Annotated in this window: 3 protein-coding genes; all 3 read left to right on the top strand. The window is 39.0% G+C overall.

Annotated features, from left to right (window positions below):
• The first annotated feature begins 508 nt into the window (after positions 1-508).
• Genes A3761_RS01405 through A3761_RS01395 form a run of 3 tightly spaced genes read left to right on the top strand, consistent with a single transcriptional unit; the run spans position 509 to position 3,596 of the window.
• On the top strand, positions 509-1,717 hold the full coding sequence (locus A3761_RS01405; protein ID WP_068553710.1) for an integrase arm-type DNA-binding domain-containing protein: 1,209 nt from the start codon (positions 509-511) through the stop codon (positions 1,715-1,717).
• A complete protein-coding gene (locus tag A3761_RS01400) occupies positions 1,717-2,949 on the top strand; it encodes a hypothetical protein (protein WP_068567555.1) in 1,233 nt (410 codons plus the stop codon). The genes A3761_RS01405 and A3761_RS01400 overlap by 1 nt, the downstream gene beginning before the upstream one ends.
• Positions 2,950-2,984: 35 nt before the next feature.
• Positions 2,985-3,596: a response regulator transcription factor gene (locus A3761_RS01395; RefSeq protein WP_068552707.1), complete on the top strand. Its 612-nt coding sequence runs from the start codon at positions 2,985-2,987 to the stop codon at positions 3,594-3,596.
• Positions 3,597-3,637 lie beyond the last annotated feature (41 nt).

Raw genomic sequence — 3,637 nt, 5'->3', positions numbered from 1 at the left:
GTTAAGTTAGGGCATAGTCAGCGATTGTCGCAGTTCTCACATAATTGCAGTTGGTTAAATATACACTCACCAAACCTTATTCCCGCGCAGTTTGAGAGTAATTACTTAGTAAGCAAAACCCGTCTGCAGAAAACAAATCGCGCCCCCGCTACCAAATTTTCACTACAGATGTAGTGATACAAGACAGAGAAGCCGTATCCCTAAAGGGATTACGGCTTTTTTTGTGTCTCAATGCTACTCAAAGCGTTCCAAGAAATCCCAGTGAAGTGTTGGTATCTACGTTGGTACTTTTGTATCTCGTGGTAACTTGTACCAACAATTCCCCTCTTCCACATATATATCAAACAGAAAACCAACCAACTTTTTTGCGTTCCTATTACTGCGTGAAGCGGCTTAACGATGTTTTTATTTCGATTCATATCAGTATTCTTAAATACAACGTAGATCATCTCGTAGCGTCCCATACTGTGCGAGAAGGTCTATCGATAGTAAAAAAAAGAGTGGTTAAATGAAACTAACAGCAACAAAAGTAGATAGAATCAAGTCAGGAGATAAGGACCTTAAATTGAGCGACGGACGAGGTTTATTTTTGCTCGTAAAGACCAATGGACGAAAATATTGGAGACTTTCCTATCGTTTCCATGGCAAACAAAAAACCATATCCCTTGGAATCTATCCAGATACAAGCCTCGCTAAAGCAAGAGAACAAACCTCTGAAGCAAAAAACCTTTTGGCAGCAGGTGAAGACCCAAGTCAAATAAAGAGAATAAGAAAAGCCAATCAACTAGACGATGCACAGAATACATTTCGGTCCATTGCTCTCGAGTGGTTCGAAGTAAAAATGCTAAACATGTCTGACGGTCACAAGAAGCGTGTATTAAGAGCCTTAGAACGAGATATGTTTCCTCATCTTGGATGTCTTGAGGTAAGGAAAGTTAATGCAAATGACCTTCTAGTTCCATTAAAGAAAATTGAAGGCAAAGGGAAACTTGAAACAGCACATAGAGCTAAACAAACTGCGGGCCAGATATTGAGATACGCGGTGGCGACTGGGAGAGCCGACAGAGATTGCAGTATTGATTTAAAAGGTGCACTTAAAATACCAAAGGAAAAAAACCGAGCTGCTATTACCTGTCCAACAGAACTAGGAGTATTACTCAACGCAATAGATGGCTACAACGGAGGGATGGTCGTAAAAACTGCGCTAACAATAACACCGCATTTGTTCATACGTCCTGGAGAGCTACGAAAACTAGAATGGAACGAAATAAATTGGGAAAACAGAAGAATCGAGATTCCGGATTTTAAAATGAAAATGAGGGAGGCTTTTATTGTTCCCTTAAGCAATCAAGTTTATACAATCTTAGAGCAATACAAGGAAGAAACTGGACAGAGAGGAGCATATGTATTTCCTAGTGCTAGAGGCGCATCTCGTCCATTATCCGATAATGGCATTCGCACAGCGCTACGAACTTTAGGATATGACAACGAGACAGTATCACCACATGGATTTCGAGCCACTGCGAGAACACTTCTAGACGAAATATTAGGTTACCGAATTGATTATATTGAACACCAGCTAGCCCATGCCGTAAAAGATACAAATGGAAGAGCATACAATAGGACGAGTCACCTAGAAGGAAGAATTGAGATGATGCAAAGCTGGTCAAATTACTTAGATCAATTGAAAAACAAACATAACGGAGGCAAAAATTAATGACCAATCACAATATGACTTATGATCTTCAAGACCTCCAAGACATAGTGAAGACTCTCGAAACTGATACTACTGTTGTTAACGAGATAACCTTAGCAAAGAATATGATCAAGAGTCCTGACTTTAACTACTTAGAAATGCCAGACGACGCCCCTTTCATTAGTTCATTTATACCGACTCTACAAGAGTTAGAAAACGGATCTGGAGAGAAAGCAAATATATATGAGGCAATATTGGTTCGAGACACCGTGAACTTCATATTCTTCCATGAGCATGCAAATCATCCAGAGCTCAATCCAAATTTAGACCAAGTTTTCGAATCTATTCATCAAAGCCTAATGTCAGAAAACTCAGATATTTTTCAACTTGAAAATTTCTCCTTAATTCCAAACCTTGCCGACTTGGATGATCTTGATGCTTTGGATGATTTAGATTGGATAGACCTACTTTTGCATTCCAAAGCTGAGATCAGAATCCTCACGGAAATGGGTAAAAGAAATATCAAAGATCGTGACATGGATTCCTACACTTCTGCAGACCTATTGAATGAGGGTTTGTGCTCTTTAGAGCATGATACAATCACTACTAGCCAAGGATTTAACCTTCTCGCGCTTAACTCCATTTTTGAACAGTGTAAATTCTTCTTAGTTCAGCAAAGCGGAACATTAGAAAGCGCTTTGCTCTCTACTAAGCATCTTTTGCTTTCACAAGCATCCAACCACCTAGCCAAAGAACAAGTCATTTTCTTTTATGAAGAACGCGGCGAATCAGGTACTCATAAATTACAGCAAATAATCGACCAAAGAGAAAAACTAAATCATCTTATTCGCTCCTCTAAAGGAGGTAAAAAAGTCCCTTGGTTCTATGAACTTTTTTACGAACGAGCCAAGCAGTTCATAAGAGAAATTTGGTTGGACGATCTGAAGAATGGATTAACAATACTTCGTTCAGGCCACGCAATTCCTATTTTAAGAAATTTACATGAAATGAAATACGAAGCAGCAAAAGAACTAATACCTGACGACTCTACAATTGAGCGCTACATTAAAGAGGTACACAAATACATGGAACTCCCTCCTCATAAAAAAGGTCGCCTAAAACCTTTGGATAGAAACTACAATCACCTTAAAGAAACTTTTGAACATATCATTCATAAGCCGATTGAAACACTTCGTTTAGAGAACTATCCATCAAAAGAAAAATTTCTCCCAGTTAAAAATCATGGTTGCTGATATAATTGCACGACATTGCAACAGGGACGAAAAAGTTGAGCGCAGTATACAAGATCATCATCATCGACGATCATCACTTATTTGTATCAGCCTTAAAGGAACTATTTGAGCTGCTACTACCAGATGCCGAGGTATTTATATTTACCGAGGCATTCCAAGCCCTTTCATTCATCAATTCCCAAGAGCAAAAAGTCGATTTGGTATTACTAGATATCTCGCTCAAAGATGAGAATGGCTTCAACACCCTGCTACGAATAAAAGAAAAGCACCTATCGCTCCCCGTAGCATTCCTAACAGCATCAGAAGACAACAAAGATGTCGCGAAGTGCTTTAAACTCGGTGGAAAAGGCTTTATTCCAAAATCACTTTCCCCAGAAGCTACTGTTCAAGCTATAAAACTAATACTAGCTGGCGAAGAATATATTCCAGGATTTTACCTAAGACCTACTTCGCAAACCGCACGCAGCAACAACTTTTCTCTAACAGCAAGACAGAATGAAGTCCTGAGCTATTTGAAAAAAGGAGCTTCAAATAAACAAATAGCTGAAAACCTAGGTATTTCTGAGGGAACGGTTAAGATTCATGTATCTGCAATTTTAAAGCTGTTTAACCTCAACAGTCGTGCTGAGGTTATAGCAAGTCTATAGTTAAAAGAGCATTATTAATGAAGCTATGCAGGAAAACTAGG

The organism is Oleiphilus sp. HI0123, from assembly GCF_001635315.1.
The sequence above is the reverse complement of the archived record's forward strand: the minus strand, read 5'-3'. Positions and strand labels throughout refer to the sequence as shown.